This window comes from Actinomadura geliboluensis (assembly GCF_005889745.1).
GTDB lineage: Bacteria > Actinomycetota > Actinomycetes > Streptosporangiales > Streptosporangiaceae > Spirillospora > Spirillospora geliboluensis.
Genome location: NZ_VCKZ01000551.1, coordinates 1 through 5,159 on the forward strand (window position 1 = coordinate 1; position 5,159 = coordinate 5,159).

Consider the following 5,159-nt stretch of genomic DNA (forward strand, 5'->3'; position numbering starts at 1 on the left):
GGCGCTGGGCTGGACCACGGGACGTACGAGGTGCTGCGGGCGCGGCTCGCCGAGCGGGCCGCCGAGCTGGCGCGGCGCGCGGAGGCGCTGAACGCGCGGCGGCTGGAGGTGTTCGGCGGCACGGAGCTGCGGCTGGCCGGCACCGAGCGGATCCGGACGGCGCACAACTGCGTGCCCCGCGACGTGGTGGCGCTCGGCGGGGTGATGCTGTTCGGCTACAACGTCTTCCTCGGGCTGAAGCCGGAGACGACGGTCGACGACGTGTTCTCGCTGCACCGGTTCACCCGGACGGAGGACGGCATCGCGTTCGTCCCCGCCGGGCCGGAGGCGGTGCCGGGGCTGCTGGACGACCCGCGCTTCCTGCGCGACTTCGCCGACATGTACCGGTATTACCGGCAGGCGCGGCTGCTCCAGCTGAGGCTGGTGGACGGGCGGCTGCTCGCCGTCTTCCAGACGGGGCCGCGCCTGTCGGACCTGCGCGTCCTGCGGTGGCGGACGGCCCCGGACGGCGGCGTCGCCTACGAGGACAACCAGGGCGAGCGCGACCACGCGTTCCCGCCCGCGCACGACGTCGACTGGGTCGAGACCACCCGGGACGACCACGTCCTCGGCCGGCACCCGCACATCTCGATCGAGGGCGAGGTGTTCGTCGAGACGATCGGCGGCACCCTCACCGTCAAGATCGAGGACAACACCGACAGCGGCGAGGGGATCTACTCCGAGCCGGTGGACGAGCCGCTGCAGTCGCTCGCGGACGCCGACGTCCTGCACGCGCGGGTCGGCGCGCTGATCCTGCTGCGGATCCGCCCGTACAACGAGCGGGCGTGGCGGCATCTGGTGTTCAACGTCCGCACGAAGGAGGTCACGCGGCTCGACGGGATCGCGCAGGCGTGCCGGCGGCTGCCGGACGACCACGGGATCATCTTCCCGGGCGGCTACTACCTCGACACCGGCACCGCGAAGACGTTCGACACCGACGTGGCCGGGCTGGAGTACGAGCGGGTCATCCGCTCCCCCAACGGGGAGGACGTCCTCTACGTCTTCCACGCGCGGGAGGACGGCCGGTCGCTGCTGCTGCCCTACAACGTGATCCGCAAGCGGGTCGCGACGCCGATCACCTGCCACGGCTACTCGCTGTTCGCGGACGGGACGCTCGTCGTGATGCGGGCGTTCTCCGACGAGCCGTCGCGGGTGCACCCGATGCAGATCTGGGCCACCCCGTACGTCTCGGACGCCTACGCCGCCGCGCAGCCGGTCGGCACCGGGCCGCTGGAGCGGGTCGGGAACGCCGAGCTCGTGCGCGGCATCTCCGAATGCCTGTCGGTCACCCGGATGGTGGACGAGATGTCGCCGTCCGCGCGGGTGTTCGAGGCGCTGATCTCCGCCTGCACGCGGGCCGCCGACCTGTACCACTGGCTGGCCGACGAGGACCTCGGCGCGGTGACGGCGCCGCTGGCGGACGTCCGCGCGACGGCGGGCCAGGTGCTGGACGAGTTCGAGAAGGTCCAGGCGCTCACCGAGCAGGCGGTCTCCGCCGTCTCCGAGGCGGCGGACGACATCGCCGCGCTGATCCGCCGGGCCCATGCGGAGCCGCCGGCCACGGCCGACGGCTGGGTGGCGCAGCTGGCCTCCTTCCGCCGCGCCCAGGGCCGCCTGGAAACGCTGCGCGACCTGCGCTACGTCGACGCGTCCCGGCTGGACGAGCTGTCGGAGACCGTCCAGTCCGAGTTGCGCGAGGCGGGCGAGGGCGCGGTCGCGTTCCTCCAGGGCGAGGACGCCTTCACCGGCTACCACGCCGAGGTCGAGCGCATCACCGAGGCTGCCGGGGCCATCGAGACCGCCGCCGACGCGGCGCCCCTCTCCGACCTGCTCGCCGCGCAGAACGAGGGGCTGGAGGTCGTCACCGAGGTCGTCGGGGACCTCGACATCACCGACGCGACCGCGCGGACGGCAATCCTGGAGCGGGTCGGCGAGGTGCTCGGCGGCCTCAACCGGGCCCGCGCCGTCCTCGACAACCGGCGCCGGGACCTGCTCGGCCGCGAGGGCCGCGCCGCGTTCGCCGCCGAACTCGCCCTCCTGGACCAGTCGATCGCGGGCGCGCTGGCGACCGCCGCCACGCCCGAGGACTGCGACGAGCAGCTCGGCCGCCTGCTGCTCCGCCTGGAGACGCTGCAGGCCCGCTTCGCCGAGCTGGACGAGTTCCTCGGCGAGCTGGAGACCAAGCGGACCGAGGTCTACGAGGCGTTCTCGTCCCGCAAGCAGTCGCTGCTGGACGAGCGCGCCCGCCGCACCGACCGGCTCACCGAGTCGGCGGACCGGATCCTGGCGGGCGTCCGCCGCCGCGCCGCCGCCCTCGGTTCGCCGGACGAGGTCAACACCTACTTCGCGACCGACGCGATGGTGGCCCGGCTCCGCTCGATCGCCGAGGAGCTGCGCGGCCTGGACGACGGCGTCCGCGCGGAGGAGCTGGAAGGGCGCGTCAAGGCGGCCCGGCAGGAGGCGGGCCGGGCGCTGCGCGACCGCCTCGACCTGTACGGGGACGACGGCGGGACGATCCGGCTGGGCCGGCACCGGTTCGCGGTCAACACCCGCCCGATCGAGCTGACGCTCGTCCCGCACCGCGACACGGTCGCGTTCGCGATCACGGGGACCGACTACCGGGCGCCCGTCCAGGACGAGGGCTTCGCCGCGACGCGGCCGCTGTGGAACCAGACCCTCGTCTCGGAAACAGCGGAAACATACCGGGCCGAGTACCTGGCGACGTCGATCCTGGCCACCTCGCCCCTGGACGACCTGTTCGCGGCGGCGGCCGACGGGCGCCTGCTCGGCCTCGTCCGCGACGCGGCCGCCGACCGCTACGACGAGGGCTACGAGCGGGGCGTCCACGACCATGACGCGGCCCGCATCCTGGAGGCCCTGCTGCGGCTGCGCGCCGACGCGGGCCTGCTCCGCTACCCGGGCCCGGCCCGAGCCACCGCGCAGCTCTTCTGGACGCACGGTCCCGACGAGACCGAACGCGGCATGTGGACGGCCCGCGCCCGGTCGCTGGTCCGCGCCCGCCAGGCGTTCGGGCGCACCGACGCGCTGGCCGACCTCACCGCCGAGCTGACGGCGTCGATCACCGAGTTCACCGAGCGGCACGACCTGCGCCTCCCCGACCCGCTGACCGCCGAGTACCTCATCGAGGAACTGGCCGCCGCCCCGGACGGCTTCGTGACCAGCCAGGGCGCCCGCGCCCTCCTGAAGGGCTTCACGCAGGCGCTGGGCGACACGACGCTCGACGACGACCTGCGTGACGCCGGCACGCTGGCCGCCCGCCACCAGCTGGCCGAAGCCTGGCTGGCCTCCTACCTGGCGACCGGCGAGGCCGGCGACGAAGCGGACCTCCCCGAGGCCGTGGCGACGCTCCTGTGCCCGTCCGCCCGCTACGACTCCCCCGCCGCGCTGACGGCCGCGATCGAGGACCTCCTCGGCGACCACCCGCGCATCACCGACCGCCGCCTGGACCTGCGCCTGGACGAGACCCTCGCCCGCACCCACCGCTTCCGGACCGAGCGGGTCCCCGCCTTCCGCGCCTACCAGAAACAGCGGAACGACCTGATCGCCGTCGAGGAGAAGCGCCTCGGGCTGGCCGACTTCAAGCCCCGCACGATGAGCGCGTTCGTCCGGAACCGCCTGGTGGACGAGGTCTACCTGCCGCTCATCGGCGACAACCTGGCCAAGCAGCTCGGCGCCGCCGGCGACGGCAAGCGCACCGATCAGATGGGCCTGCTCCTGCTCATCTCCCCGCCCGGTTACGGCAAGACGACGCTCATGGAGTACGTCGCCGACCGCCTCGGGCTGGCGCTGGTGAGGGTGGACGGACCGGCCCTGGGCCACGACGTCACGTCCCTCGACCCGGCCCAGGCGCCCAACGCGACGGCGGCCCGCGAGGTCGAGAAGATCAACCTCGCGTTGGAGATGGGTAACAACGTCCTGCTCTACGTGGACGACATCCAGCACACGTCCCCCGAGTTCCTGCAGAAGTTCATCCCGCTCTGCGACGCCCAACGCCGCATCGAAGGCGCCACCCGCACCTACGACCTGCGCGGCAAGCGCTTCGCGGTCTGCATGGCGGGCAACCCGTACACCGAATCGGGCCGGCGTTTCCGCATCCCCGACATGCTCGCCAACCGCGCCGACGTGTGGAACCTCGGCGACGTCCTGTCCGGCAAGGACGACCTGTTCGCGCTCAGCTACATCGAGAACGCGCTGACCTCGAACCCGGTCCTGGCCCCCCTGACGACCCGCGACCGCGAGGACGTCGAACTGCTCGTGCGCCTCGCCTCGGGCGACCAGACCGTCCGACCGGACCGCCTGTCGCACCCGTACTCCCAAGCCGAACTGGACGAGATCCTGTCCGTCCTGGAGAAGCTGATCCACGTGCAGCGGGTGGTGCTGACGGTCAACCGCGCGTACATCGCCTCCGCCGCGCAGGACGACGCGTCCCGCACCGAACCGCCGTTCCGCCTCCAGGGCTCCTACCGCGACATGAACAAGCTGGCCGAACGCGTCCTCCCCGTGATGAACGCACGGGAGTTGGAAGCGGCCTTGGACGACCACTACCGGGCCGAGTCGCAGACGTTGACCTCGGACGCCGAAGCGAACCTCCTGAAACTGTCCGAACTCCGCGGCACCCTCGCCGCCGCCGAAGCGGACCGCTGGACGGAGGTGAAGGCGGCCTACCAGCGCTCCCGAACCCTCGCGGGCAACACCGAAGACCCGTCCGTGGGCGCCTTGCTCCACCTGGCGGACAAACTGACCGCCATCGAAAAGGCCCTCCGCAACACCTAGCCACCGTTCACAGAACGTCCGCCAGGATTGACACTCACCAAGTGGACATCCGACGTGAGGACATCCAACCGGGGGGACATCCAACCGGGAGGGGGCGTCCGACTGTGCCAGCGTTCGATCAGACCGACGTTCAACCGAACCAGCATTTGACAAGTCGATGTTCGACCACGCCGGACACCATGGCTTAAGTGTTGTTCGTGGAATTGTGGTGGGGGCGGCGCTGCGTACGGGGCCGCCCCTCCAAAGTCAAGGGCGCCTTCGGCGTCGCTTCGCGATGGGACTCCGTCCCACCCTTGACTTCGGAGCCTCTGCGGCCCCTGAGTGCA

1 protein-coding gene is annotated in these 5,159 nt (G+C 72.0%); it reads left to right on the plus strand.

The window, feature by feature from the left end; all coding sequences use genetic code 11:
* Positions 1–4,833, plus strand: a 4,833-nt coding sequence (locus tag ETD96_RS41050; protein ID WP_138641880.1) for a DNA repair ATPase, incomplete at its 5' end; no start/stop codon positions are given.
* Positions 4,834–5,159: the final 326 nt, after the last annotated feature.